General features: G+C 44.0%; 26 protein-coding genes. 17 read left to right on the plus strand and 9 right to left on the minus strand.

Annotated elements, in window-relative coordinates; genetic code table 11:
- Nucleotides 1-145: 145 nt before the first annotated feature.
- The 3 genes from F8H35_RS08360 to truB are packed head-to-tail and all read left to right on the plus strand — an operon-like array spanning nt 146 to nt 3,188.
- Nucleotides 146-1,741 (plus strand): type IV pilus secretin PilQ, encoded by a 1,596-nt coding sequence (locus F8H35_RS08360; protein WP_472573085.1) that lies wholly within the window; start codon nt 146-148, stop codon nt 1,739-1,741.
- Nucleotides 1,738-2,340: a hypothetical protein gene (locus tag F8H35_RS08365; protein ID WP_472573086.1), complete on the plus strand. Its 603-nt coding sequence runs from the start codon at nt 1,738-1,740 to the stop codon at nt 2,338-2,340. The genes F8H35_RS08360 and F8H35_RS08365 overlap by 4 nt, the downstream gene beginning before the upstream one ends.
- Complete coding sequence (truB, locus tag F8H35_RS08370) at nt 2,337-3,188, plus strand: tRNA pseudouridine(55) synthase TruB (protein WP_472573087.1); 852 nt, start codon at nt 2,337-2,339, stop codon at nt 3,186-3,188. The genes F8H35_RS08365 and truB overlap by 4 nt, the downstream gene beginning before the upstream one ends.
- Nucleotides 3,189-3,214: 26 nt before the next feature.
- Here truB and rgy read toward each other — a convergent pair whose 3' ends face one another.
- Entirely contained in the window at nt 3,215-6,799 is a 3,585-nt protein-coding gene (rgy, locus tag F8H35_RS08375) for a reverse gyrase (protein ID WP_472573088.1), read from the minus strand.
- A 62-nt stretch (nt 6,800-6,861) separates the two neighbouring features.
- Between rgy and F8H35_RS08380 the strand changes: the two genes are divergently transcribed.
- A complete protein-coding gene (locus tag F8H35_RS08380) occupies nt 6,862-7,986 on the plus strand; it encodes an iron-containing alcohol dehydrogenase family protein (protein ID WP_472573089.1) in 1,125 nt (374 codons plus the stop codon).
- A 115-nt stretch (nt 7,987-8,101) separates the two neighbouring features.
- On the opposite strand, the gene F8H35_RS08385 is transcribed toward F8H35_RS08380, so the two are convergent.
- From F8H35_RS08385 to F8H35_RS08420, 8 genes are read right to left on the minus strand one after another with little or no spacing between them, the layout of a single operon-like run.
- On the minus strand, nt 8,102-8,908 hold the full coding sequence (locus tag F8H35_RS08385; RefSeq protein ID WP_472573090.1) for an LpxI family protein: 807 nt from the start codon (nt 8,906-8,908) through the stop codon (nt 8,102-8,104).
- Nucleotides 8,895-9,338, minus strand: coding sequence for a transcription antitermination factor NusB (nusB, locus tag F8H35_RS08390; RefSeq protein WP_472573091.1), 444 nt, complete (start codon nt 9,336-9,338; stop codon nt 8,895-8,897). The genes F8H35_RS08385 and nusB overlap by 14 nt, the downstream gene beginning before the upstream one ends.
- Complete coding sequence (ribH, locus tag F8H35_RS08395; protein WP_472573092.1) at nt 9,338-9,805, minus strand: 6,7-dimethyl-8-ribityllumazine synthase; 468 nt, start codon at nt 9,803-9,805, stop codon at nt 9,338-9,340. The genes nusB and ribH overlap by 1 nt, the downstream gene beginning before the upstream one ends.
- Nucleotides 9,806-9,815: 10 nt before the next feature.
- Complete coding sequence (fabK, locus tag F8H35_RS08400) at nt 9,816-10,766, minus strand: enoyl-[acyl-carrier-protein] reductase FabK (protein WP_472573093.1); 951 nt, start codon at nt 10,764-10,766, stop codon at nt 9,816-9,818.
- A gap of 18 nt (nt 10,767-10,784) precedes the next feature.
- Nucleotides 10,785-11,729, minus strand: a complete 945-nt coding sequence (locus tag F8H35_RS08405) for a beta-ketoacyl-ACP synthase III (RefSeq protein WP_472573094.1) — start codon at nt 11,727-11,729, stop codon at nt 10,785-10,787.
- Nucleotides 11,730-12,734, minus strand: coding sequence for a phosphate acyltransferase PlsX (gene plsX, locus F8H35_RS08410; protein WP_472573095.1), 1,005 nt, complete (start codon nt 12,732-12,734; stop codon nt 11,730-11,732).
- Entirely contained in the window at nt 12,735-12,914 is a 180-nt protein-coding gene (gene rpmF / locus F8H35_RS08415) for a 50S ribosomal protein L32 (protein ID WP_464904828.1), read from the minus strand.
- A 3-nt stretch (nt 12,915-12,917) separates the two neighbouring features.
- Nucleotides 12,918-13,427 carry a YceD family protein gene (locus F8H35_RS08420; RefSeq protein WP_472573096.1) on the minus strand — a complete coding sequence of 170 codons (510 nt, stop codon included), beginning with the start codon at nt 13,425-13,427 and terminating at the stop codon, nt 12,918-12,920.
- 118 nt (nt 13,428-13,545) lie between these two features.
- Between F8H35_RS08420 and F8H35_RS08425 the strand changes: the two genes are divergently transcribed.
- The 13 genes from F8H35_RS08425 to F8H35_RS08485 form a co-directional block, all read left to right on the plus strand.
- On the plus strand, nt 13,546-14,097 hold the full coding sequence (locus F8H35_RS08425) for a SurA N-terminal domain-containing protein (protein ID WP_472573097.1): 552 nt from the start codon (nt 13,546-13,548) through the stop codon (nt 14,095-14,097).
- Nucleotides 14,098-14,159: 62 nt separating this feature from the next.
- The gene (locus F8H35_RS08430; protein WP_472573098.1) at nt 14,160-15,008 is read left to right on the plus strand and encodes a peptidylprolyl isomerase; all 849 of its coding nucleotides are present in this window, start codon (nt 14,160-14,162) and stop codon (nt 15,006-15,008) included.
- Between the two features lie 197 nt (nt 15,009-15,205).
- Complete coding sequence (locus F8H35_RS08435; protein WP_472573099.1) at nt 15,206-15,856, plus strand: methylenetetrahydrofolate reductase C-terminal domain-containing protein; 651 nt, start codon at nt 15,206-15,208, stop codon at nt 15,854-15,856.
- Nucleotides 15,857-16,744 carry a methylenetetrahydrofolate reductase gene (locus F8H35_RS08440; protein WP_472573100.1) on the plus strand — a complete coding sequence of 296 codons (888 nt, stop codon included), beginning with the start codon at nt 15,857-15,859 and terminating at the stop codon, nt 16,742-16,744.
- Nucleotides 16,745-16,757: 13 nt separating this feature from the next.
- On the plus strand, nt 16,758-17,444 hold the full coding sequence (locus tag F8H35_RS08445; protein ID WP_472573101.1) for an isoprenyl transferase: 687 nt from the start codon (nt 16,758-16,760) through the stop codon (nt 17,442-17,444).
- Nucleotides 17,441-18,265, plus strand: coding sequence for a phosphatidate cytidylyltransferase (locus F8H35_RS08450; RefSeq protein ID WP_472573102.1), 825 nt, complete (start codon nt 17,441-17,443; stop codon nt 18,263-18,265). Before F8H35_RS08445 ends, F8H35_RS08450 begins: the two co-directional genes overlap by 4 nt.
- 2 nt (nt 18,266-18,267) lie before the next feature.
- Complete coding sequence (gene hypE, locus F8H35_RS08455; RefSeq protein WP_472573103.1) at nt 18,268-19,254, plus strand: hydrogenase expression/formation protein HypE; 987 nt, start codon at nt 18,268-18,270, stop codon at nt 19,252-19,254.
- A 22-nt stretch (nt 19,255-19,276) separates the two neighbouring features.
- Nucleotides 19,277-20,053 (plus strand): ABC transporter permease, encoded by a 777-nt coding sequence (locus F8H35_RS08460; RefSeq protein ID WP_472573104.1) that lies wholly within the window; start codon nt 19,277-19,279, stop codon nt 20,051-20,053.
- The gene (gene hypD, locus F8H35_RS08465) at nt 20,040-21,092 is read left to right on the plus strand and encodes a hydrogenase formation protein HypD (RefSeq protein WP_472573105.1); all 1,053 of its coding nucleotides are present in this window, start codon (nt 20,040-20,042) and stop codon (nt 21,090-21,092) included. The genes F8H35_RS08460 and hypD overlap by 14 nt, the downstream gene beginning before the upstream one ends.
- Before the next feature lie 13 nt (nt 21,093-21,105).
- On the plus strand, nt 21,106-22,428 hold the full coding sequence (locus tag F8H35_RS08470) for a sigma-54-dependent transcriptional regulator (protein ID WP_472573106.1): 1,323 nt from the start codon (nt 21,106-21,108) through the stop codon (nt 22,426-22,428).
- Nucleotides 22,425-23,558: an ATP-binding protein gene (locus tag F8H35_RS08475; RefSeq protein ID WP_472573107.1), complete on the plus strand. Its 1,134-nt coding sequence runs from the start codon at nt 22,425-22,427 to the stop codon at nt 23,556-23,558. The genes F8H35_RS08470 and F8H35_RS08475 overlap by 4 nt, the downstream gene beginning before the upstream one ends.
- Nucleotides 23,559-23,731: 173 nt before the next feature.
- The gene (locus tag F8H35_RS08480) at nt 23,732-24,727 is read left to right on the plus strand and encodes a DUF2202 domain-containing protein (RefSeq protein WP_472573108.1); all 996 of its coding nucleotides are present in this window, start codon (nt 23,732-23,734) and stop codon (nt 24,725-24,727) included.
- 13 nt (nt 24,728-24,740) lie between these two features.
- On the plus strand, nt 24,741-25,502 hold a 762-nt coding region (locus tag F8H35_RS08485; RefSeq protein WP_472573109.1), incomplete at its 3' end, for a DUF4405 domain-containing protein.

Consider the following 25,502-nt stretch of genomic DNA (forward strand, 5'->3'; position numbering starts at 1 on the left):
ACCATATATTGTGGGGAAAAGAGGGGATTTTGTAAAGAATGCAAAACTTATTCCAAAAGGTAAGGATTCTGTCCTGATTGTAAGTTTATCCAAACCGGGAGTTTTAAAACTTAACAGAGGTAAAAATTTAGTAAAACTAAAAATATTGGAAGGAGACTTTATAAAACCTGAAATTAATTCTATAAGAACAGTAGCGGGGGAAGAGATAGTTATTGATTTCCCTCTACCCGTGAATCCCACTTTTGAGAAAGTAGGAAATAGACTGATCCTGAGCATTCCTCATGTTAAACTTGAACCAGATAAGAAACGTGTTAACTCGGCCAACGTTAGATCTGTAGTTTTTTCTAACTCGGCAAAAGGTGGGATTATTACACTTGTGCTGTCTCCAAAAGTTGCTGCTGTAGAGGTTCTACCGAAGGAAAATCAGATTTTTGTGAAACTGATGGCTTCAAAAACGAAGACGGCCCAGAAAGAAAAACATTCTCTCAGAGCGGAAGGTCCTAAAGTTGCCCTCCATTTTACAAATGCTGACGTTAAATCTGTAATAAGAGCGATAGCAACTGTTGCAAATGTAAATGTTGTGTTTGATCCTGAAGTTAATGGAAAGGTGAACGTTGATTTCAAAAAACCTGTTCCCTGGAAAGAGGCTCTAAAGGCTGTTCTTGAGCCCCTCTCCCTGACTTACATAGAAACTCCTGACTATATAAGGATACTTCCAAAATCAAAGATAGTGAAAGAGGAGAAACTGGAACCTGTAAACGAGTATATTGTTCCGCTTAACTATGTAAACGCATCGGATCTTGTTAAGGATATAACGGATATGTTGGGGAGCTCCGACAGAGAAAAGATAGCCGTAAATAAGCAGACAAATTCCCTTCTACTCAAGGTTACTCCTACTCACTACAGGGATATTCTCAGGCTTATCAGACGGATAGATAAACCAAGGAAACAGGTTCTTGTAAAGGCCAAAATTGTTCAACTTAGTACAAAAGCAGAGAAGGACTTAGGCTTTACATGGTACATTAGCGGTTATAACCGGTTGGGTAATTCTCCTGCTTCAACCTATACTACGGAAAGTTACGGTTTCAATACTGATAACTACACCCCTCTGATAAGTCCCGACTCCTATATGAACCTTTCAAACATTCCGGTTATGAACTCAACTCTTGCTTTAGGTATTCTTAACCGTTCTCAGACTTTAAGGGTGGAGTTGGCCCTTAAGGCTTTAGAGGTTGATGGTGAAGCTCAAATTATCTCTTCTCCAAAGGTCTTGACTCTTGACAACCAAGAAGCTTCTATAGAACAGGGTATTGAAATCCCTTACAGGGAGTCAACTGTAGGTGCTGGAGGAGCAACTTCTTACAGTATTAACTTTAAGAAGGCTTCTCTCATTTTGAAGGTTAAGCCTCATATTACTTCAGATAATAACATCCTACTTGATTTGGAGCTCCATAAAGACTCTCCAAACTACGATTACGTTGCAGTAACAGGTAGCGGTGAGCCGGCTATCAATACCAGGAACGTTAAGTCAAAAGTTCTCGTTCATAACGGAGATACTATCGTTATAGGGGGTATTTACGAAAAAGAGAAAAACAGATCAGTTTCTGGGGTTCCTGTCCTTTCCAGAATTCCCCTCTTAGGCTGGCTCTTTAAAAACTCTCAAACTACTGTTTCAAAGAAACAGATGCTGGTATTTATAACACCTGTTATTGTTGAATCTAATGGTGAGGTAGGGAAATGAGAAAGATTTTTCCTTTTGTTCTTCTGTTCCTAATAGCCGGATGCGGTAGTGGAGGTAGCGGTTTAAGTTCTGAAGTTAGTGTGTCAGACCTTCCTTCAAAACTTCAGCAGGACCTCGTCTGTTATAACGAGGAGACCGATTCAAACGGAAATACCACTTACGTTGAAAGCGAGCCTGCGGCAAAAGAGATCACGTTTACTCTGAACTATTCTAATCTCTGTTCTACTAGCTTTTCATCTCAAAATCAGGATCTCATATTTGAAGGTTGTACCGTTTCTGTTACCCCTATCTCAAAATTACCAAAAGAGATGACATCTTCAGATTTCCTCAGAGAAATGGCAAATGAAATAGCTTGTACCGCAGATGATGTTACAACTGGTGGTAGCGGGACAGGTAGAATATCCATTACAGCAGCTCTTGTTGATACGATGAGGTCTGAGTACAGAAAATACAGTAGCTATGCTCCCTTCCTCTACAGGGTTAACGTGACTTTTAAGTTTTCCTCCAACTGTGGCGATGGCACTGTAGAGAGAACGATCTCTGTTCCGGTTGAGTTCTCTAACTTCATTGAGAACGATAACGACCTCTGCCAGCAATGACCGGTTTTCTGATTGTTGATAAACCTAAAGGGATAACTTCCCATACTGTTGTTTCAGAGGTTAGAAAACTAACGGGAAACAGGTATAAAGTTGGACATACAGGGACTTTAGACCCTCTTGCTACGGGAGTTCTTATTCTTGCTGTTGGGAAGGCAACCAGACTGTCTAAATATCTTCTGAAAAAGGACAAAGTTTACAGGGTAAAAGGTAGGTTTGGTTTAGCGTCTCCAACTTATGATGTAGATGGAGAACTCTCTTCGGTTAACTGCCCGGAGATTTCTAAGGAGAAGTTTCTATCAGTTCTTCCCCTGTTTACGGGAAAGATCAATCAGTTTCCCCCGCCCTACTCGGCTGTCCGTATAAAGGGGAAGAGAGCTTATCAGCTTGCAAGGGAGGGGAAAAAAGTGGAGCTCCCTTCCAGAAGTGTAGTGGTCTACTCTTTAGATCTTGTTTCTTATTCTTATCCTGATTTTGAACTTCTGATTCACTGTTCTTCAGGTACTTACGTAAGGTCTTTGATTCATGATATTGGTGAATCTCTTAAGTGTAGCGCTATTGTAGTGGAGCTCCGCAGAACCTGTGTTGGAAATATATGTGAGGATAGAGCTGTTCCTCTCAATCTCTTAAAAAAAGAGGGAATTGCTCCCTTTCTCCTACCACCCCATGAAGTCCTGGAATTCCCTGTTGTTACAGTTACAGAAAAGGAGGAGAAGCTCTTTAAGAACGGAATGTTTATAAAGAGAGAGCTCCCCCAAGGCCTCTACTCCGTTCTCTCCCGTGATGGAAAGTTCTTAGGAGTTGGGAAGTCAAACGGAGAAACTGTTAAGCCAGAGACTGTAATATCTTAGCTCTTAAAGTGCCAGAAAGTCAGCAACTATTCGCCCACTACCTGTTTCGGGTCAATCTTTGCAAACCTTAAAACCGGTTTTAGTTCTCTTATTATCTCCTGATAGTCAGCTTTTCCAGTTTCAACCATATCCATCAGCTCTTCAAGTTTCCTTGTAAATTCTTCAGACGTGTAGTTGGGGAAGTTTTGAGATAGGTAGTTATACACCTCTATTCCCAACTTTGTGGGGTGTAGAAACCTCCCTCTTTCAACTACGTACCGTCTATCAAGGAGAGTTTGAACTATTTTCGCGTAAGTTGATGGTCTTCCTATTCCTCTTTTCCTCATCTCCTCAACTAACTCCCCTTGAGTGTACGGGAACACTTTTGGAACAGTTCTCTTTGTAACGGCCTTAACGTCGTAGTAATAGGTATCTCCTTCCCGGAGCTCAACGGGGAATTCCTCTGCCTCAATTGGAAGAATTAGGCTCCAGCCGTCTTTTACGATTTTTGTTATAAACTCTTCCAGGGTTATCAGATCGTCGGGTAGGAGTTTTAGTTCTACTTCCACCTTTTCTACCTCTACTGGAATCATCTGAGATGCCATAAACCGCCTGAATATAAGGTCGTAAACCCTGAAGTGGTCTTTTGTCATCTTTGCCGTTGAACCTGAAACGTAGACAAGGGTTTTGAGAGCATCTACGTCTAACGGCCTAGTTGGTCTTATACACTCGTGGGCTCCCCCTTCCCCCCAGGATCTCAGTTTCACAAATTCCGGGCCGAACTTTTCAGAAATGTACTCTTTTGCAATTCCCATTCCCGCAGTTGAAACCCTTGTGGAGTCAGTTCTGTGGTAGGTAATGAAGCCGCTTTCAAACAGATCTTGTGCAATTTCCATAACTCTCTCTGCAGAGAGGTTTAACCTATCAGACGCTTCTTTGAGGAGCTCTCCAGTATTAAACGGCGGTTTCGGGTTTTTCTCAGTCTGGTCCTTTTTCAATACCTTAAGTTTTAATTTGTCTGCAACTACTCTCTTTAACCTTGAGACATCTTCAACCTTAAAGGAGAACTTTCCAATTTCCGTCTCTACGGTAACAACACCTACTCTCTCTTTACTCTCGTTGTACCGCTCTATAACCCAGCCTAAAACCGGTGTCTGAACTCTTCCTGCCGAGAGCCAGTTTTTCTTAAAGACTTTCCAGAGGTGTTGACTCAGTGAAAAACCGACCCACCTGTCTGCTATCCTCCTTACTATCTGCGCCTTTACTAGGTTCTCGTCAATCTCTCTCGGGTTTTCAAGGGCTTCCATAAAGGCCCACTTTGTTACTTCGTGGAACTCCATCCTTTTCATCTTCATCTGGTATGGTTTTGTAACGGTTCCTACGTCCCAGCCTATCTTTTCTCCTTCTGTGTCGGGGTCGCTGGCAATATAAACTTCGTCAATTTCCAGTCCCAGTTCTCTGAGAGCCTGAACGACAGTTATCTTGTCAACGTCAGGTTTTCCTTCACACTTTGTGCAGAAAGGTTCTGTTGTCTGTTCATTACAGGCTGTGCAGTACTTTATCGTATCGTATACAGGAATGAACCGTCCTTTCTCTTCCTTTACTCCCCATATGCCGTCTCTTACAGTTATGTCAAATACATGGCCTTTTGAAGCAGTAAGGAGAAGTAATTTGTTGCCGATATTTATTTCGTAGGCATCTACGTCGTTTATCTTTCTCCTTACAGGTCTTCCAAAGAAATTGGCTATTGTTCTTGCTTTGTTGGGAGATTCAACAACTACAAGGGCTGTTGTAACAAGGCTTTTCGTCTCCGTTGTTATCTTACCTTCAAGTATTTCTCTTACTCTCTTTCTATCCCTGTCTACAACTTCAAAAATCCTTTTAAGGTCTTTCTCTTCTATCAGTTCAAATCCAAACCGTTCTGCAAGTTCTTTTCCCCTGTCCCTATTTAAGACCTTGAAGTTTATATCCTCTAAGAAGATGAGAACTCTTTTTCTCAGTGAATTAAGGGCTTTGAGATCGTCTACAAACATGAGGCTTACACCTTTTGTCAGTCCTCCTGCGAACATTCTTGACGTTCTTCCAGAGGCCTGTATATATCCTGCGGCGTCTCCTACTACCAGATAGAGCTCTCCGTTCTCCTCTTTCAGAGATACGGTTTCCGATTCTCTGATTTTCTCTAAAAACTCAGGGTCGTTCAGGTATTCCTCTAAAAACCTCTTTATCTCCTCTAATTTCTCTTTAATTTTTGGGTATCTATCAAGGAGTTCCTCTTTGAGGGTCAGGTACTTCTTTAAGTAACTTATGTAGGAAATGACTTTTGGTTGTTCCTCTTCTGGAAGGAGCTCCCTTAGAACTAAAAGCATTCCGTAAAGTTTAACTGGTGCTAGAGAGAGTTTTGCGCTGAACTCCATCTTTGGGACGCCTATAAAGATGGCGTACCTTACCGCCTGAGGTAGATCAATACCTCTTGCAAGGGGATTCCTGTAGCTTGATATTCCTACTGCAGCCCAGAGCTCTCCTTTTACGAATTTCTCCTGGTTCTCCGGGGTAAAATCCTCGTAAGAGACTGCAGGTATACCACTACTGTTTAACTTTTCAACAACTACGTCCACAAACTCCTTTCCTCTATCTGCAGAAACAAATACGAAGATTCCTTTTCCGTATTTCTTTATCAGTTTTACTGTTTCCTCTAAGAAATCACTATCTGTGTAAATGAGAATATCCTCAACGTTCCTCAGCGTCGTTGCAGATTTTCCCACCTCAAAACCTAAGAGTTCTCTAAATAGCTTTACCCGTTTAGATCTCGGCTGAGAGGTTGCAGACGAAACCACCAAGACGTTCTCTATCTCTCTGCGTCTTTTCTCAAGGAACTTCTCATACTTCCTTACTGTATTTATCAGTTTTCTGCTTGCTTTTTCTCCCTCTTTTGCAAGTTTGATTTTTAAGTCAATTACTCTCATGGCAAGTTCAACGTCTTTTTCTGTAAAACCGAGAAGCTGTATGACCTTATCTACGTTCTTTGCACTTTTAAGGAGGGAATCAACATCATCAACGAAAACAAAGTTAAACGGTTTCGGTATAATTTCAAAGTTTCTGTAAAGAAAGTTCGTTGTAGTTACCAATATATCGTAGTTGCCTGAAGATATTTCCTCTTTTTCTTTTTTCCTTCCGGTATATGCAACAATCTTTTTCTCTGTAAGTTTTTTCAGCTTTTCAACTGTTTGTAGTACCAGAAGTTTTGTTGGGACTAGAATATACACTTTTCCTTTTATATAGGCACTGGTTACCAATCCCCAGGTGGTTTTGCCAACTCCGGTTGGAGCTATCATCGTAAATGACTTCTTTAGGGCTACTCTTTTAGCCCACATAACTTGTAGACTCCAGGGAGAAAAGCCCGTTTTCTTTTTGAAGAACTCTGTATACTCTTCCACGAACCGGTCAAGCTGGCATATCTCCTGAAACCTCTCTAACCGGTTTTCCCTCTTAAGGGTTTCGCATATCTCTACTCTTTTGCTGTAATCAATTTCTTCAGGCAGGCACTTTTCACAGGGTAAACCTTTCTTTAACCGCTCGTCAGAAATAATCCTTCCGCAGTTGGGACACATTCTGTGAAACTCTGCCGTTTTCATCTCCACCTCTTTTCTGTTAGACTTGGAAATAGTGTAGCACAACAAATTTCGGGGGAGTAGAGATGAGACACCACATGCCTACCAGGGTGGTTTTTGGGCGGAGAGTTCTCTATAAGTTAAAGGACGAAATTGACTTTTTGGGGCTTGATGACTCAAGAACTGCCGTTATATGCGGTTCTTCTGCCGTTTCGCACGGCTATGTGAAAGCGATCTCAGAACAGGTTTCAGGGAAAGTTTCTATTTTCTGTTCTGTGGAGCCTGATCCTACGGTAGAAAATGCTCTTCAAGTTTTGAGTGAAGTAAAGGCATTTTCTCCAACCCTTATCGTTGCTGTTGGTGGTGGAAGTTCTTTAGATGTGGCAAAGGCCGTTTCCGTTATGCTTACAAACGAAGGTGATATTCACCAGTTTATTGGCATTCCCGAACCTTTTAAGAATCCAGGAGTTCCGGTTGTGGCCGTTCCAACAACTGCCGGTTCTGGTTCTGAAGTAACTCCCTATGCTGTTCTGACAGACAGGAAAAACCTTAAGAAAGCTCCACTTATCTCCCGCTACCTGTTTCCGGTTTTGGCTTTAGATGACCCTGAACTCACTGTCTCCATGCCTCAAACTGTTACTGCGAATACTGGAATTGATGCTCTAACCCACGCTTTAGAGTCGCTCCTCTCCAAAAGAGCAACTCCCATCAGCCGGCTCTACTCCCTTGAGTCTGCTAAGCTCATTTTTAACTATTTACCGAGAGCTTTTGGGAACTCTAAAGATATTTCTGCAAGAGAACGTGTTATGATGGGAAGTCTTTTGGGGGGGATGGCAATAACCGACGCTGGAGCAGGTCTCGTTCATACCCTTGCTCACGTTTTAGGGGTTCTCTACAGGGTCCCCCACGGTCTTGCCAACGGTATCTTTCTCGTTCCCGTTCTTGAGTTCTACGGGCTCTCTGTGAAGGAAACCCTTGCGGAGCTTTCAGATTACATGGGAGTTTCAGGAGGTGCCGAGGGTTTTCTAAGAGCTCTAAAGGAGCTTTTATCGTTTTTAGGAATTCCGGAGAAAGCTTCTCCTGTAGGAGTTAAAAAAGATGACTTTACCCTTTTTATCTCTCTGGTTATGGAAAAGAAATTTCTGATGGGAAACCTCCCTAGGATTCCTACAGAGAGGGATATAAGAGCCATTCTTGAAACTTTAGTTTAAAACTTTGCGTTAAAACTTTTAGGTCTTGAAACCGTTTCAGTTCAAGAGGTATTTTTAGGATTGAATAAGAACAACAGGGCTGACGGCTTAAGTGGGGCCAGGGGAGGGTTGTGGGTTAAAGGGCGATTAGGGGGAGTTTCTGCCTTCTGCAGAGCTCCCCTATTCTATCCGGAGTGATTACGAACGTTTTGTTTCCCTCTACTGCTATTCCCTTTCCGCCCAGCTCTTTTACCAGTTTGATCGTTTTTTCCCCTACTGTGGGAACGTCTATTCTCATGTCCTGGTGAGGTCTTGCTGCCTTGCACACTACGAAGCCGCCGGAAGAGAGTTCTGCCCCTCTTTCTATACACCTGTCTGTTCCCTCTACTCCTTCAACGGCTATTACGGTTCCCATCTTTACAACTACCGTTTGACCAATGTCCATTTCGGCTATTCTTTTTGCTATTTCCATTCCAAACTTCATGTCCTTCAGGGTTTCTTTATCTGGCTGGGGGCCGAGTACAGTTCCCGACGGTATGAGGAGGTGTTTCAGGAATAACTCCGGAGATATTACTTTTACTCCAGATTTTTCTATTTCTCTAAAAACTCCCTTTATCAATGATTCAGGTTTCAGATCTTTGAGAACCGCTATCAATTTAATGGCAGTGAGATCAAGGTTTTTCAGTTTTAGAGCCTCTTTGTGTTCTATCTTTCCCAGAACTGCTATTTCTCTAACGCCGCTCTTTTTAAGCTCTTTCAGGAATTTGCCTAACTTTATAGGTTTTATCCAGATGACTTCTTCTGAAAGTTCCTCTACTCTTTTGTCGGTTAGTCCTGTTATTGCGAACGTTGTTACCTTTACTCCTTTTCTTTTTGCCGATTTCAAGAATTCTATGGGGAGCTCCCCGGCTCCGGCAAGGAGACCGATTCTACTTTCCTGCATCTTTCTTCACTTTGTCTAGAATGGCGTTTATGAACCTGTAGGAGTTTTCGTCTTCTCCGTACTCCTTTGCCAGCTCAACTGCGTCGTTTATTACAGCCTCTGCCGGTGAAATCTCTTCTTTCAACAGTTCGTAGGTTGCTACCCTCAGTATTGCCCTGTCCATCGGCAACAGTCTGTCTATAACCCATCCCTTCTTCAGGTGTTTTGATATCTCTGAGTCAACTTCTAACAGGTTCCTGAAAGTTCCCTTAACCAGCCTTTCTGCCAGTTCCTTAACTTCTCTCTTTTCCTCTCCCCTCTCTTCTTCAACCTCTTCCCAGTATGTCTCCATAACCTCATCTGGAGAGAATCCGGAAACGTCTGTCTGGTATGCAATTACGTACGCGTGTTCCCTTGCCCTTTTCTTTTCCGGGTTTGAGAGGTTACCCATTATTCCTCCATCTCTTTTAGAAGATTGACCATCTCTATGGCCGTAAGGGCAGCCTCCCAACCTTTGTTTCCGGCCTTTGTTCCCGCTCTGTCTATGGCCTGCTCTACAGTGTCGGTTGTCAGAACTCCGAAAACCACCGGTTTTTCTGTTTCAAGGGAGACAGCAGCTATTCCTTTGCTGACCTCTGCTGCCACGTAGTCAAAGTGGGGGGTTTCTCCTCTTATAACCGCTCCCAGTGCTATAACGGCGTTGTAGTTACTTCTCTTTGCCATCTTTTTTGCAATCAGCGGTATCTCAAAAGAGCCGGGAACCCATACTATTTCTATATCTTCATCTCTGCAGCCGTGCCTTTTAAGACAGTCAAGGGCTCCCTCTAAGAGCCTCTCTGTTATAAAAGAGTTGAACCTACTTACGACTATTCCGAATCTGAAGCCTTCTGCCCAAAGTTTTCCTTCAATTAATTTCATCTCTATCTCCTCAGCAGTTGAAGAAACGGTTACAGAGGTTCTTTAATGTCCTCTCAGCCCCTTCCATTATGTCTTTGACTATCTCTTCTGCCGTCTCTTCCTTGTTTACATAACCAACCACCTGGCCAGCCATTACAGATCCCCAATCAACGTCTCCTTTCTCTGCGGCCAGTCTCAGCCTCCCTTTTCCAAGTTCCTCTAACTCCTCTTTGGGAGCCCCAGAGAACTCAAGCTCGGCGAACTTCTTTGTTAGTTTGTTCTCAAGGAGCCTAACCGGGTGGCCGGTTGTTATTCCCGTAACTGTAACCTGGTTGAACCTTGCCTTCAGTATTCTCTCTTTGTATTTGGGGTGAACGTTACACTCCTTTGCTGCTAAGAACCGGGTTCCTACCTGTATTCCTTCTGCTCCAAGGGCAAAGGCTGCGGCAGCTTGTTCACCAAGGGCTATTCCACCTGCGGCTATAACGGGAATCTTAACCGCTCTGACTATTGACGGAATGAGAACCATTGTTGTCAGTTTCCCTATGTGTCCTCCGGCTTCCATCCCTTCAGCTACAACGGCATCAACTCCAATTCTCTCCATCCTCTTTGCCAGAGCATCGTTTGCAACTACAGGGATAACTTTTATTCCCTTCTCTTTGAACGCCGGTATGTACTTTCCGGGGTTGCCCGCTCCGGTTGTAACTACAGGAACTTCTTCGTCTAAACAGACCTTAATTATCTCTTCTGCGTTGGGCATCATGAGCATTACGTTTACGCCGAAGGGTTTATCCGTTAGCTCTTTACACTTTCTTATCTCCTGACGGAGCTCCTCCGCGCTCCGACTTCCACCGGCTATTATTCCCAACCCACCGGCGTTTGATACTGCCGCAGCCAGCTCGGCGTCTGCAATCCAGGCCATTCCCCCCTGCAGGATTGGATACTCAATTCCCAATATCTCACACAGCCGTGTCTTTAACATTCTCCCTCCAGCTCTCCTTTATATCTTTACTATACAGGAACCCCAGGTAAACCCTCCACCAAAAGCAACCATAAGAACTTTATCGCCCTTTTTAGCCCTTCCGCTTCTAACAGCTTCGTCCAGCGCTATGGGGATTGATGCGGCACTTGTGTTCCCGTATCGGTTAAGGTTTATAAAAACTTTCTCTTCAGGTATTTTAAGCCTTTCAGCTACAGCCTTTATAATTCTTACGTTTGCCTGGTGGGGAATCAGAAGGGCTATCTCATCGGGAGAGATTCCGGTCTTTTCCAGAAGTCTCTGTGCAGATTCAACCATTGTTCTAACGGCAACCTTAAATACCTCATTTCCTCTCATCCTCAGGTAGTGGGGCGGTTCCTCATTGGAACCTACAGAGGGTGCCACAAGGAGCTCCCCGTAAGATCCGTCTGCTCCTATGTCAAAACCTAAGATTCCTTCGTCTTTACTCTGTTCAATAAGAACTGCTCCCGCTCCATCTCCAAAGAGTATGCAGGTTGTTCTGTCTTTCCAGTTCACTATTTTTGAAAACCGCTCTGCTCCAATGAGAAGAGCTCTCTTTATACCTTTACTTCTCACTATTGAATCAACTGTGTAGAGACCGTATATAAAACCTGTGCAGGCAGCAGATATGTCAAAGGCTATGGCCTTTTTGTTCTCTAACTTTGACTGGACTTTGCAGGCTGTTGATGGAAAGAATGCATCGGGAGTAGCAGTTGCAACCACTATCAGCTCTATATCTTCAGGTTCCGCCTTCCCCTCTATTGCCCTTGCTGCGGCCTCTGCCGCCATGTCAGAGGTTGTCTCTCCTTCGCTAATTCTTCTCTCTTTTATACCTGTTCTCGTGGTTATCCACTGGTCAGAGGTGTCTACTATTTTCTCAAGGTCAAAGTTCGTAAGAACTCTGTCGGGGACGTAAGAGCCGGTTGAAACTATTTTTACACCCATTTACCTACCCGTTAGCTTTTCTATTTCTTCCTCTATATGGTTGTTGAGCTCCGACTCTACAAACTGTGTTGCCGTTCTAATAGCGTTCTTTATGGCCTTTGCGTTGGAGCTCCCGTGGGAAATTATAACAGGAGCTTTTATGCCTAAAAGGGGAGCTCCTCCCCACTCTGCGTAATCTATTCTCTTTTTAAATCCCTTTATAGCCGGTTTAAGGGCCAAAGCTCCTATCTTTGAGATGAAGTGTTTTTCAATTTCCTCTTTTAAAATTTTCGCCAGTATTTTTGCAAGGCTCTCGCTCAGTTTCAGTGCAACGTTTCCCACAAACCCGTCACACACAATAACGTCAAACTCTCCCGAATATATGTCTCTTCCTTCTGCATTTCCGATGAAATTTAACCCTTTCTCTTTAGCCTCTTTTAAAAGCCTGTAGGCCTCTTTGGTCAGTTCGTTTCCCTTTCCCTCTTCTTCCCCTATGTTTAAGAGGCCTACTTTTGGGTTTTCGTCCCCTAAAACGTAACGGGCGTAGGCACTACCCATCACGGCAAACTGAAGAAGGTGGTGTGGTTTGCAGTCTACGTTAGCTCCTACGTCTAAAAGAAAGGTGTGTCCCTTCAGGTTTGGAAGGATTGTAGAAATTGCTGGCCTCTCAACTCCTTTCAGCCTTCCAACGGTGAAGAGGGCAATGGCCATTACGGCTCCCGTGTTTCCTGCACTGACAAAAGCATCGGCTTTTCCATTCTTCACGAGCTGCAGTCCAACATGAATGGAAGAGTTTTTCCTTTTCAGGGCCTTTGCCGGCTGTTCATCCATTGGAACGGCATCTTCTGAATGGACTACTTCAATCAGATCCTTCGGATAGGAGTATCTGGAGAGCTCTCTCTCTATCCTTTCCCTGTCTCCAACTAAAACTACTTCTGTTTTAAGTTCCTTTGCCGCCTGAACTGCCCCTACAACAGGAGTTTGAGGGGCAAAATCGCCCCCCATAGCGTCCAGAACAATTCTCATTTACTCCTCAACCTCTACAACCGTTCTGCCGTTGTAGTAGCCGCAGTGTTTACACACCCTGTGGGGAAGTTTGGGTTGAAGACAGTTGGGGCATACAGAGATAGCCGGGTTTTTGGCCTTCCAATGGGTTCTCCTCTTGTCCCTTCTCGTCCTTGAGACCTTTCTCTTTGGAACTGCCATACCTCACTCCTTTTTAAGTTTATTTTTAAGCTCTTTTAGTTTCTCCCATCTTTTGTCAACTTCTTTTTCCTCATCTTCAGTCCACTCTTTGTAGTGAACTTCTTTGCACTCTTCACTACATACCGGTTTTACCGGCAGGTTAAGAATTACCTGCTCCTCAGCAACATCTGCAAGATCTAAGACTGTTTCGTCGGAGAATTTTATATCAAGGTCACTTCCCTTTATTTCGCCACCTGCAATTTCAGAAGTAGGAAGAAGTTTATACTCAAAGTCCTGCTCAATATGATGGGTAAACTTTTTTAAACACCTGCTACAAGTAAGTTCAACGTTTCCGCTTATGTGCCCTTTAACCTGATAACCTGCCGGTTTCTTCTGAATTTCTATCTCTAACTTGAAAGGAGAGGAATCGCTTATTTCCTCCTCAGGTAAATTCATTACAGAAGGTTGAATTTCCGTCTTTACCTTTAACGGCTCCTTTGCCGTTATCTCGTTGAGGTTAACTTTCCTCTTCATACTTTCACCTGAATAGGGTTAGGGAAATTCGCTCCATAAAATTATGCTCAGACCCTATCTTTGCAATTGGATTGAGGGTAAACTAACTTTAGTTCAAATAAGCTTTATGGAGGATAAATTGAGAAAAGCACTACTAGCCTTTTCTGTAGCTCTTTCGGTTGCAGGATCTGCCATTGCTGCCGAGAAGATCCTTGCCAGGGTAAACGGAAAACCTATAACTGAGAAGGATCTGAAACAGGTTGTGGAATCTCTACCGCCAAACTATAAAACCCTTGAAAACAATCCTGCCTTCAGAAAACAGCTCCTTAACAATATGATAAAAGAGGAGCTCCTCTATCAGGAAGCCCTGAAAGAAGGTGTTGAGAAAGACCCGGAAGTTCAGAAAGAGATTGCCCTGATGAAGAAACGCATCCTGATTCAGGCACTTCTCAAAAAACACATTAAAATAGGGAAGGTTAAAGTTTCTGATAGCGAAGCTAAAGCATTTTATGAGAAGAATAAAGTTAGATTTACAGATGCAAACGGGAAAACAGTTCCCTATTCTTCTCTTAAGCCTTTTATCGTTCAGAGCTTAAAACAGCAGAAAGAACAGGAAATGTTTAAACAGGCTCTTAACAGTTACGTTTCTCAGCTTGAGAAACACTCAAAGGTTGAGATTTATGCAAAGTAGTTGACTATAATCAACATCTGGCCCCTTCTGGGGCCTTTTAATACCGAATTCAGGAGGTTAAGGTGCGTTTGGCAGTTTTTCTCCTGGTTTTATTGCTGACCACTCTGCCCTCTCGGGCGAAAATCGTTGACTATATAGCCGCTGTGGTAAATGGAGAGCCTATACTCTATAGTGAAATTGTCTCTTACGCTAAAGAAAACGGTATTCCAGACCTGAGGGTTGCAAGGGACAAGTTAATTGAGAAAAAGATACTCCTTACACAGGCAAAGTCTGAAGGGCTTAAAGTTTCAGATTCGGAAGTTCAAAGGGCTCTTAAGAACTTTATGGTCAGGAACGGAATAAAGAGTGAAAAGGAGCTCTCTGAACTACTCAAGAAGGAAGGGCTAACGCTAAACGACTTGAAAGAGAAAATCAGAGAGCAGCTTCTAATTGCGAAACTCATAGCCCGTGATGTTAAGTCAAAGGTATCTGTTTCAGATGGTGAAGTTGAGATGATATGCCAGAAAGAAGAAGGGAAACCTGTAAGAGACGTTTACTACATCTACACGAAGAGCCGTTCTGTAGCAGATAAGGCTATGGAGCTCCTCTCAAACGGCGTTCCGTTTGAGAAGGTTGCAAGGGAGCTCTCTGAAGATAGAGAAACTGCTTCAAAAGGTGGACATATCGGGAAAGTCACACCGGGAATGCTTATAAAACCTCTGGATCAGGCAGTGTGGAGTATAAAACCGGGAGATTACAAGCTCGTTAGAACTTCTGATGGCTTTTACATTGTCTATGTAAAGTCAGAAGAAAAGGGTCACTGTGATAGGGAGAAGATTAGACAACAGCTCTACATGATGAAGTTTCAAAAGGCCCTTAAAGACTACCTTGATAACCTGAAAAAGAGTGCCAGCGTGAAAGTTTATATGTGATTTTTCTTCTTAACACAGTTTTACGTTTGTTCTTCTTTGATGCCAGAACCTGTTGATTTGGATTTCCTACCAGTTTACTGTTTTTATCTACGGTCTCTATTACTGTTTGCTTAAGCTTCTGTTACCGAAATGTTTGGATAGAACTTTGTAGTAGAATACCAATCTTAGGTTTTTTCTACTCTTTTGTGGAGGTTCCCTTGGTTACAGTAAAGTTAAAGCCTTTAGATGAAATACTCCGCTCACTCTCTGGGTTTAAAAGAGTTTATATAATTGGTTGCCAGTTAGGATCTGCAAGGTGTAAGAACGGTGGTCTTCGGGAAGCGTACAAAATAGCTGGTTATCTTGAACTTAAAGGGTTTAAGGTTACTGGAGTCAAAAGCCCGGGAGGCACCTGCGTTTTAGAAAGACTTGACCACTCCTCAAAGAGCCTGCTTCGGGAAGCTCAGGAGAGTGCAGACGTTATTCTCTCCCTTGCCTGCGGTGCAGGAACTCAATTGATAGCGGAGAATGTAACCATTCCTGTTAAAACAGGTGTTACCACTCTATTTATCGGTTCTGAAAGGGAAGGCCGCTACTTTGAGGAATACTGTATAGCCTGCGGAGACTGTGTGATATCGGATACTGGTGGAATATGTCCTGTTGCCAGATGTCCAAAATCTTTGACCAACGGTCCCTGTGGCGGAGCCATTGCCGGAAAGTGTGAGGTTGACCCTAACCTTCCCTGCATCTGGTTCAAAATCGCTCAGAGAATGGAGCAGCTTAACGAACTGGAAAAACTGAGGAAGCCTGTTCCTATGAAAGATTACTCTCTATCTGTCTATCCAAGAAAGCTTGTTCTGGAGGAGTAGTTGTCTTTCAGGGAAAAGGTTGCTTCGGGCAAGTTTGTCGTAACGGCAGAGGTTGCGCCCCCTCGGGGAACTGACTGGGAGCCAGTTATTGAATCTATAGAGCCTTTAAAGGGTAAAGTGGATGCCTTTAACGTTACAGATTGCCAGCGCTCTATGGTAAGAATGGCACCCCTTCCTATGGCAAAACTCCTCTTAGATTCAGGATACGAACCCATCCTTCAGCTCACCTGCAGAGACAGGAACAGAATAGCCCTTCAATCTGAACTAATGGGAGCTTATGCTTTAGGTATAGAAAATGTCTGTTTAATGACTGGGGACTTTACAACTTTAGGCGATCAACCCGATGCTAAGCCGGTTTTTGACCTTGATTCTGTTCAGCTTATAGAAACTGCTTCAAAACTGAACAGCGGTTATCTTTTAAACGGTAAGGAGTTAAAAGGTAAGGTTGACCTGTTTTTAGGGGCTGTCTATAACCCTTTTGCCGGACCAGAAGTTCTCCAGATCTGGAAACTTGAGAAGAAAATAAAAGCGGGAGCCCGTTTCATTCAGACTCAACCTGTTTACGACGTTAAACTGGCCGAAGAGGTTAGTAACCTGGTTTATTCCTTAGGTGCCGTTCCCCTTATAGGTATTCTTCCCATTAAGAGCCTTAAAATGGCAAACTTTATGAAGAGACTCAACCCTACTTCCGTTCCCGATTCGCTGATCAGAGGGCTTGAATCTGCTTCAGATCCTGCAACCTACGGGTGGGAGTTTGCTTTAGATGTTGCAAGAGCCTGTGTAGACTTCTCAGGTGGCGTTCACTTTATGCTGGTAGGTAAAGTTCAGGAGCTTGCAAATTTTATAGATTCTTTGAAAAATAACGGGAATTACAGGCAAAAATTTTAGTTAAGAGGGGGAAATGGAGAATCTGCCTCTTCACGTTGGGATAATTATGGACGGTAACGGACGCTGGGCAGTAAGGAGAGGTCTTCCCAGGATAGAGGGCCATAGAAAGGGGGCAGAGACTACAGAGAAGATAGTTATAGCTGCAAGTAATCTCGGTATTAAATATCTTTCCCTCTACGCCTTTTCTACTGAGAACTGGAAGAGGCCAAAAGAGGAGGTTAACTTCCTCTTTTCTCTTATGTATGAGTACGTAAGGAGTAAGCTTGATCTGTTCCTTGAGAATAACGTTAAGTTTAGGACTATGGGAAGGGTGTGGGAGCTCCCCGACTACCTCCAGGAAGGGTTTGCCTGGATGGAGGAGCAGACTGCCCACTGTACGGGAATGACAGCCATTTTTGCCGTTAACTACGGTGGCCGTCAGGAAATTATTGATGCCGTTAACTCCATTTTAAGAGAAGGTCTTGACTCTATTGATCAGGAAACGTTCAGACACTATCTCTATATTCCGGAGCTCCCCGACCTTGACCTCCTTATAAGGACCAGTGGAGAGCTCCGTATCTCCAATTTCCTCCTGTGGCAGTCTGCCTATACAGAACTCTGGTTCACAGAGACCCTCTGGCCAGACTTCACAGAAGAGGAATTTAGAAGAGCCCTTGAGGATTTCTCTAAGAGGGAGAGGAGGTTCGGCGGTATAAAATGAAGGAGAGACTTGTCGGAGCTCTCATTGTTTTCCTCTACACTCTCATGCTGTTTTTAGTTCCCCGCCCCTTCTACTATCTGCTTATCTACTTTCTGGGAGCTCTTTCCGTTATGGAGCTTTTTAACCTTTCCCGTTTAGAGCGTTACCAAACAGTAGCCCTTCTCATCTTCTCTCTCCTTTTCCTCTTATTCGTTTATATTCCACAGTTGATAAAACTTCTCAGTTACTTCTATACGAGCCTCGCAATCTCTTTCTACTCAGGAACTTTTCTATCTTCACTTTTAATGCTTTCTCCTTTTTTAATCTCCCTCTCTCTCTTCACTTATGCTCTTATACTTGACGGAACAGTTGATAAAGATTTCTTTGTTGTTCTTGCTTTCTTCGTCTACCTTACTTTCGGACTCCTTTCTGTTGCTGGCCTTTCTAAAAGGCTTCTGCTCCTACTCGTCTCTATAGTCTGGTCAACCGATACGTTTGCTTACCTTGTGGGTAGGTATTTTGGAAGAAGAAAACTCATTCCTTCTGTAAGTCCTAAAAAGACCGTTGAGGGTTCTATCGGCGGTTCTCTTGTCGGAACTATTATCTCCTACATTTTGGCCGTTAAACTTTTCATTCTACCTTCTGGATTTTTAACTCTCCTTCTTCTGTTTCTCCTTACCCTAATTTCTCAGGTAGGAGACCTTTTTGAGAGTTCCTTGAAGAGGGTTTTTGGCGTGAAGGACTCCGGTAATGTTATTCCCGGCCACGGTGGTGTCCTTGATAGAATAGACAGCACTTTGGCGGTAGCTCCTGTTTTATTCATTCTTGGAGGTGTCGGTTGAAGATGGAAAAAGTTGAAATAGGTCACGGAAGCGGTGGAAAGCTTACGAGAGAGTTAATAGAGGAAGTTTTCCTGAAATACTTTAACTTCCCCGAGCTCCATACTCTTCAGGACGCAACATACCTTCCCGGAATTTCAAGAATTGCTGTAACTACAGATTCTTACGTTGTAAGGCCCCTCTTTTTCCCGGGTGGAGACATTGGAAAACTCTCCATCTCTGGAACCGTTAACGACCTTACAGTCAGCGGAGCTCTCCCCCGCTATATTACTGCCGGCTTTATCGTTGAAGAGGGTCTTCCCATTGAAACACTTGAGAGAATTGTCTCTTCTATGGCAGAAACTGCCAAAACTGCCGGTGTTAAAATCGTTGCGGGAGACACAAAAGTTGTTGAAAAGGGAAAGTGCGACGGCATCTACATAAACACTGCCGGAGTTGGTGAGGTTGTGAGGGAGCTCTCCCCCAAACTGATTAAACCGGGAGACAGTGTAATAGTGACCGGATTTGTTGGAGACCACGGAGTTGCCATCTCACTTGCCAGAGAGGAGTTTGATGTTGAAACTCCCGTTGAGAGTGACTGCGCCCCTTTAAACTCTCTTCTTACCCCTCTCTTTAAACTCCCAGGCCTTCGTTTTATGAGAGATCCCACCCGAGGAGGTCTTGCAACAGTTCTTGTGGAGCTCTCTGACTCTTCCGGCTTTGGAGTGAGAGTCTATGAAGACAGAGTTCCAGTAAGAGAAGAGGTGCGTTTTATCTGTGATATGTTAGGGTATGACCCTCTATACCTTGCAAACGAAGGTAAGGCAGTTATTGTTGTTTCTCCGGAAGATACTGATGAAGCCCTTGAAATCCTGCACTCAAATCCTTTAGGTAAGGATGCTTCCGTTATCGGTGAAGTTGTTTCAGATCCAGGTGTTACACTTGTAACTTCTATTGGGGGTGTTAGAAGGCTTGAGCTCCTTGAGGAAGATCCCCTCCCCAGAATATGCTAATTTCCCGGAGACTTTATAGCAAATGGAACAGCTCGTTCTGACCATAGCTATCTCTTATCTGTTTGTCCTCCTGGTCATAGTTTTTGACCTTAAGTTCCATTCCGGGATGTGGAGGGAGCTCCTCTTTTCATCCTTCCTCTCGCTCATCCAACTTTTTGCCATAGCCTTTGTTATTCTCTACCTACTGAAACTGAACATCTCCTTTCTTAACTTCGGAGTCGTTCTTCTCTTTTTCTTTAACGCTTCTCTAATAGCATACCGCCGTTTAAGACCTTTTCCCTACTCAACCTTAAGAGCTTTCTCTACCATTCTCTTTTCTATTTCTATGACCTCTTTCTTTTCCCTATTCCTCCTTTATCTTGCTGGAATTCTCAAACCTACTCCAACTTCACTGATTCCACTTGCAGGTATTGTTACGGCTGCCGGGATGAGGAGTCTCTCTCTTGCCTTTAGGTATTTCAAAACCCGCCTCTTTGACCTTCAGGATATTCTTCTTGGATTGTTCGCCCTTGGAGCTTCTGAGCTTCACGTCTTCAGGTTTCTATTTAAAAACCTCATTGACGACATAACAGTTCCTGTAAGGGATATGTTTAGATCCGCAGGAATTGTTCACATTCCCGGAGTTATGGTCGGTCTTCTCCTATCGGGAGTTTTTCCCGTTAAGGCTGCTGCCGTTCAATTTGCCATTTTGAGTACAATGGTTTTCCAGTTCACTTTTACTCCGGCCATTACGCTGTTTCTTTTTGTTCTACTTTTTGGGTTTAAAATCTACCCCGGAGGAAGCAATGGAGAAGATTAAGGAGCTTGTTAATCTAATCCACTCTCTCGCTCCTGAAGATAGGAAAATTAAGATAATGAACGTCTGTGGTTCCCACGAGCACACGATTGCCTACAGCGGTTTAAGGTCACTGATGCCAGAAACTGTTGAGCTTGTTCCGGGACCAGGATGTCCTGTCTGTGTCTGCTCAGAGAGTGATGTAATAAACGCTATAAACCTATCAAAACGGCCTGATGTTATCCTCTGCACCTACGGAGATATGCTGAGGGTTCCTACCCGTATAGGCTCTATTCGGTCAAACGGCGGGAACTACAAAATGGTTTCCGCTCCTCACGAAGTTTTAAAAATTGCTGAAGAGAACCTTGACAAAAAGGTCGTTTTCTTCTCAATTGGATTTGAGACGACGACAGCTCCAACTGCTGCACTCATTGAGACGGGTATTCCTGAGAACCTATTTATCCTAACCTCTCAAAAGCTCACCCCGGAAATTATGGAAGTTCTGGTTAAGGATTCTGAGGTTGGGGTTGACGCCTTTGTTGCTCCGGGCCACGTTTCGGCAATAGTTGGTTCAAACGCCTGGAGGGTTTTTCCTGAGAAGTATGGAATACCAACTGTTGTTGCTGGATTTGAACCTGAAAACCTCCTCCTTGCCTTCGTCAGAATCCTTTACCAGATAAAAGAAGGGAAGGCTGAGCTTGAAAATGTTTATAAGGGAGTTGTAAGGCCTGAAGGAAACAGGAGAGCTCAGGAGCTTATGTATAAATACTTTGAGAAAGCAGATGTCAACTGGAGAGGGATAGGAAATATCCCGAAGTCCGGCCTGGAGTTCCGCCCCGAATATGCCCACCTTAACGCAAAAGCCGTCTTTAACCTTCCCGAGATTAAGGAAGAGAAGATCCCCGGTTGCATATGTGATAGAGTGGTTTTAGGTAAGGCCTATCCAACAGACTGTAAACTCTTTGGAACGGCGTGTACTCCCAGAAATCCTAAAGGTCCGTGTATGGTCTCTTTAGAGGGAGCCTGCAACATCTGGTTCCGTTCAGGCGTTAAAACAGCTTAGAGTAGTTGTTCCTATGGAGTGTAAGGTTTTATTAGTTGAAGACGATGACGTTCAGAGGGAGCTCCTCAAGGAGATACTTTCAGAGGTTGGCTTTAAAGTTCTAACCTCGTCTACTGCCGAGGGAGCTCTCTCCCTCCTCTCCCGTGAGAACCCGGGAGTTGTCGTTACAGACGTTCGCCTTCCCGGTATAGATGGAATAACCTTCCTAAAAAAGGTAAAGTCGGAGTTTCCAGAAACAGAGGTTATAGTAATTACGGCTTTCAGCAGTATTGAGGATGCCGTCGGCGCCATAAAGTCCGGCGCTTTCCACTACGTTACAAAACCCTTTGATCCTTCCGTTCTTATCAACCTAATTGAGAAGGCCTGTCAGTTAGTTACCCTGCGGAGACAGCCCCCTTCAGAGAGTTCCGGCATCGTCTACGCATCCCGTCAGATGGAAGAGCTCCTTCGTAAAGCTTCTTTGTATGCAAAGAGCGATGCTCCCGTTCTGATTTTGGGGGAGAGCGGTGTTGGTAAGGAACTCCTTGCCCGTTACATTCACAGAAAAAGTGGCCGAAGAGGGAAGTTTGTTTCTATAAACTGTGCTGCAATTCCTGAGAACCTTTTTGAGAGTGAGCTCTTTGGCTACGTAAAGGGAGCCTTTACAGGAGCACTTTCAGACAAACCGGGTCTTTTTGAGGAGGCAGACAAAGGAACCCTCTTTTTAGACGAGGTGGGGGAGCTCCCCTTACCTCTGCAGGCAAAACTTCTCAGGGTTCTTCAGGAGGGAGAGGTTCGCCGCCTCGGGAGTAATAGAACTAAAAAAGTTGATGTAAAGCTCGTTGCTGCAACGAATAGAGATTTGGAAGAGCTGGTCTCACAAGGTAAGTTTAGAGAAGACCTCTACTACAGGCTCAACGTTTTAACCCTTAAAATCCCTCCTCTGCGGGAAAGGCCTGAAGATATTGTTACCCTTACAGGCTACTTTCTCAAAAAGTTTTCTTTAAAGTACGGAAAAGAAGTGGAAATGACTCCTGAAGCTCTTGAGCTTCTTCTCTCTTACCCTTTCCCTGGAAACGTAAGAGAACTTGAAAACCTCATCCACAGACTCGTAATAACTTCAGACGGCACGATAAAACCGGAAGACTTGAAAGACCTGACAGATTCAAAACCCCAATCACCTGAAGAAATCACCCTTGACTTCTCCGAGCCGCTTCCTCAGAAAGTAGCCCGCCTTGAAAAAGCAATGATTGAAGAAGCCCTTAAAAGAACCGGTTACGTACAAACAAAGGCTGCAAAACTCCTCGGAATAGATGAGAAATCTCTCAGGTATAAGCGGAGGAAGTACGGAATATGAGGAAACTCCTCCTTCCAGCCTCTATTCTCCTTCTCCTTTTCCTGGCAATAGTGGTCAATATTTACGTTCTACGGCGGGAGCTCCACCAGTTCTACCTCTCTGTAGTGAGAGAAGAAACGGCAAGGGTTAAATCTGTCGTTGAGGGGACCATAGCCGGTGGAGGTGATCCCGTTGAAGCCCTTTACTCTTACATGAAAGAGTCTAAACTCCTTAAAGGAGCAACTTTTAGGTTGGAAGGGAGAGAAATTCCCATTCCAGGCTCAGATATTTCGTCTAATTACTATAGGGAGACTGTAAAGCTTAAACCCTTTACCTTTACTCTCTACTTTAACTTCTCTCTTTTAGATGAGCTAAACAAACATCTAACCTACATCTTTTTCTCTCTCCTTATCTTCAGTTCTCTCTTTACCTTTGTTACGGCCTGGATAGTTAAGGAGTATTTCAGAAAACAGCTCTTCTACGAAAGAGAAAGGCAAGAAAGAGAAAGGCTTGAGAGTATTAACCTTGTTATCCACTCACTCATCCACGAAGTAAAGAATCGGTTAAATACTTTAAGGCTGCTTTCCTACAGAATGGGAACCGTCTGTTCCGGTGATACCTGTAAAGACTACCTGAGGAAACTGAAGTCCGAAGTGGATAATCTCGGTAACTACCTTGAAGAGACTGCCGACCTCAGGCGCCCCATTTCTCTAAAAAAGACCAAAGCTTCTTCCGTTTCTCTTGTAGAGAATGCCGTCTCTAAGTTTGGGGATCTTCTGAGTTCAAGGGGAATTGGACTAAAAACCGATGTAGAAAATGTCCAGCTTAACGTTGATCCGGAAAAGATAATCTCTGCACTTGTTGATCTAATTAAAAACAGTTTTGAAGCCTTTGAAAATAACGGAAAAGGGGAAAAACTAATAAAAGTTTTAGGAAAAAGAGAGGGACGATTTTATGCCTTCTACGTTATGGATAGTGGAGGGGAGCTCCCAAAGACAGACATCTTTAAACCCTTCTATTCAACCAAGGAGAAGGGTTTTGGCCTTGGCCTCTACAACGTTAAACGGATAGTTGAAGCCCATGGCGGAAAGGTCTCTGCCTACACAGAGGGAGGCTGGACTGTCTTTAAAATTTCCGTTCCTCTGAGCTGACGGAGATTTTTCCGATAGGTTACACACGGGTCGCAAATTTTCCCTGTGGAAGAAGTGTGGTATTGTTCCTTGATCCTGAAAATCTTTCACATCTTTTGGCTACTTCCTGTTCCAAGAAATGGCACGTTTATTGCTCGTTTAAGTCTGCTGAACCCGTATAAGAGAGGTTGAAGATGAGATTTGAGAGAGTGAAAAAACTGCTTGGAGTTTCAGCTGCCACTGTTTTTCTTTTAGGAGCTCCCGCACTCCCCTCCCAGAGTCAGCAGACCTACGGCTATTACTACGTCCAGAGCTTACCGAAACAGCCTTTAAGTAAGGAGGAAATTGCCGACCTCCTCCACACGAGAGAGGAGGAGAAACTTGCCAGAGACGTTTACCTAACACTTTCAAAGTTCTATCCCCTTTCAGTTTTTAGGAACATAGCCCGTTCTGAGGAACAACACATGAGAATGGTCGGCCTCCTCCTCCGTAAGTACAACTTACCGGATCCCGTTTCTGAAACGGGAGATCGGGTAGGAGTTTTCAAAGACAGGAAACTTCAAGAGCTATACAACAGGTTGGTTGCCCAGGGAAAGCGTTCCCTCGTAGATGCCTTAAAAGTAGGAGCGACGATAGAAGACCTTGACATCAAAGACCTTGAGGAGGCGATAAGTAGAACCGACAACCAGGACATAAAAACTGTTTATCAGAACCTCATGAGAGGTTCAAGGAACCACATGAGAGCATTTGTAAGGCTCCTCAGGCGTTACGGCAGCGATTACAAACCCCATTACATCTCAACTGGCGAGTTCAACAAAATACTGTCGGTAAAACACGAGGCCGGTTTTTACAGCTCCGCTGGGACTCCGACCGGCAGCTCTTTAAGGAGAACATTTTCCGGAACAGTTGTAGGAGTTAAAAAGGTCCCCGGCTTCAGGCGCAGGAATATAACCTGGTGGGCCATAGAGGTTAAAACTCCCAACGGAACTGTTGAAGTAAGAGTTGCTCCAACCTGGTGGTATCCTGACCTCAACATCAGGAAGGGAGATACCGTAAAGGTTGTAGGCTTTACTCCCCCCTTCTGGAGGATGAAAGGTATAAACGGACTTATGGCCTGCAGGGTAGAAGACAGGACAAACGGCACAGTTTACGACTTCTCAAAGTTCCGGCGTTTCTGCAGAACAAAGTAAAGGAGGTTAACCAATGCTAAGGAAGTACGTAAGCCTTTTTCTTTTCTACTCACTTCTCCTTATGGCGCTTACAGGAACTGTTCTCTTTACAATGCCCCACGGCAGGGTTGCCTACTGGACCGGCTGGCGATTCTTAGGACTTGACAAAGACCAGTGGGACAACCTCCACATAATCTTCGGGTTCCTTATGATCTTCTTTGGCATTTGGCACGTTGCACTTAACTGGAGGAGCATAGTCAACTACCTGAAAGGAAAGGCAGGCTTCTTTACCTCAAAAGAGTTCTTAGTAACAACTTTTATCGTTTTCCTTGTTGGAACAGGAACTCTCCTTAACGTTTCTCCCTTTAAAAACTTCATAGACTTTGGAGAGAAGATAAGGAACAGCTGGCCGAAACCTAAAATCATGCCTCCGGCACCACACGCGGAACTCTTCCCACTAAAAAGGGTTGCTCAGCTTTTAGGCATAACTCCTCAGCAGGCACTTAACATACTGAAATCTAAGGGTTTAAAAGTCTCATCAACAGATGAGGCCCTGAAAGAAATTGCTGCCAGAAACGGGACAACCCCTGCCCGGGTTTACGAGATCCTGTCTGAATCTGTTCACTCTGGAGGAAAGAGTTCCTCTTTCCTTCAGCCCGGTTCAGGACTTGGTAGAATGACCCTCAAGGATGTTTGCAGGAAGCTCAACATTCCCCTTCAGATGTGTCTTTCAAGCCTTCAGTCCCGGGGTATCTCTGCAAAGCCTGATGAAACTCTGAGGGAAATAGCATTCAGG

The organism is Thermovibrio sp., assembly GCA_015488335.1.
Lineage (GTDB): Bacteria > Aquificota > Aquificia > Desulfurobacteriales > Desulfurobacteriaceae > Balnearium.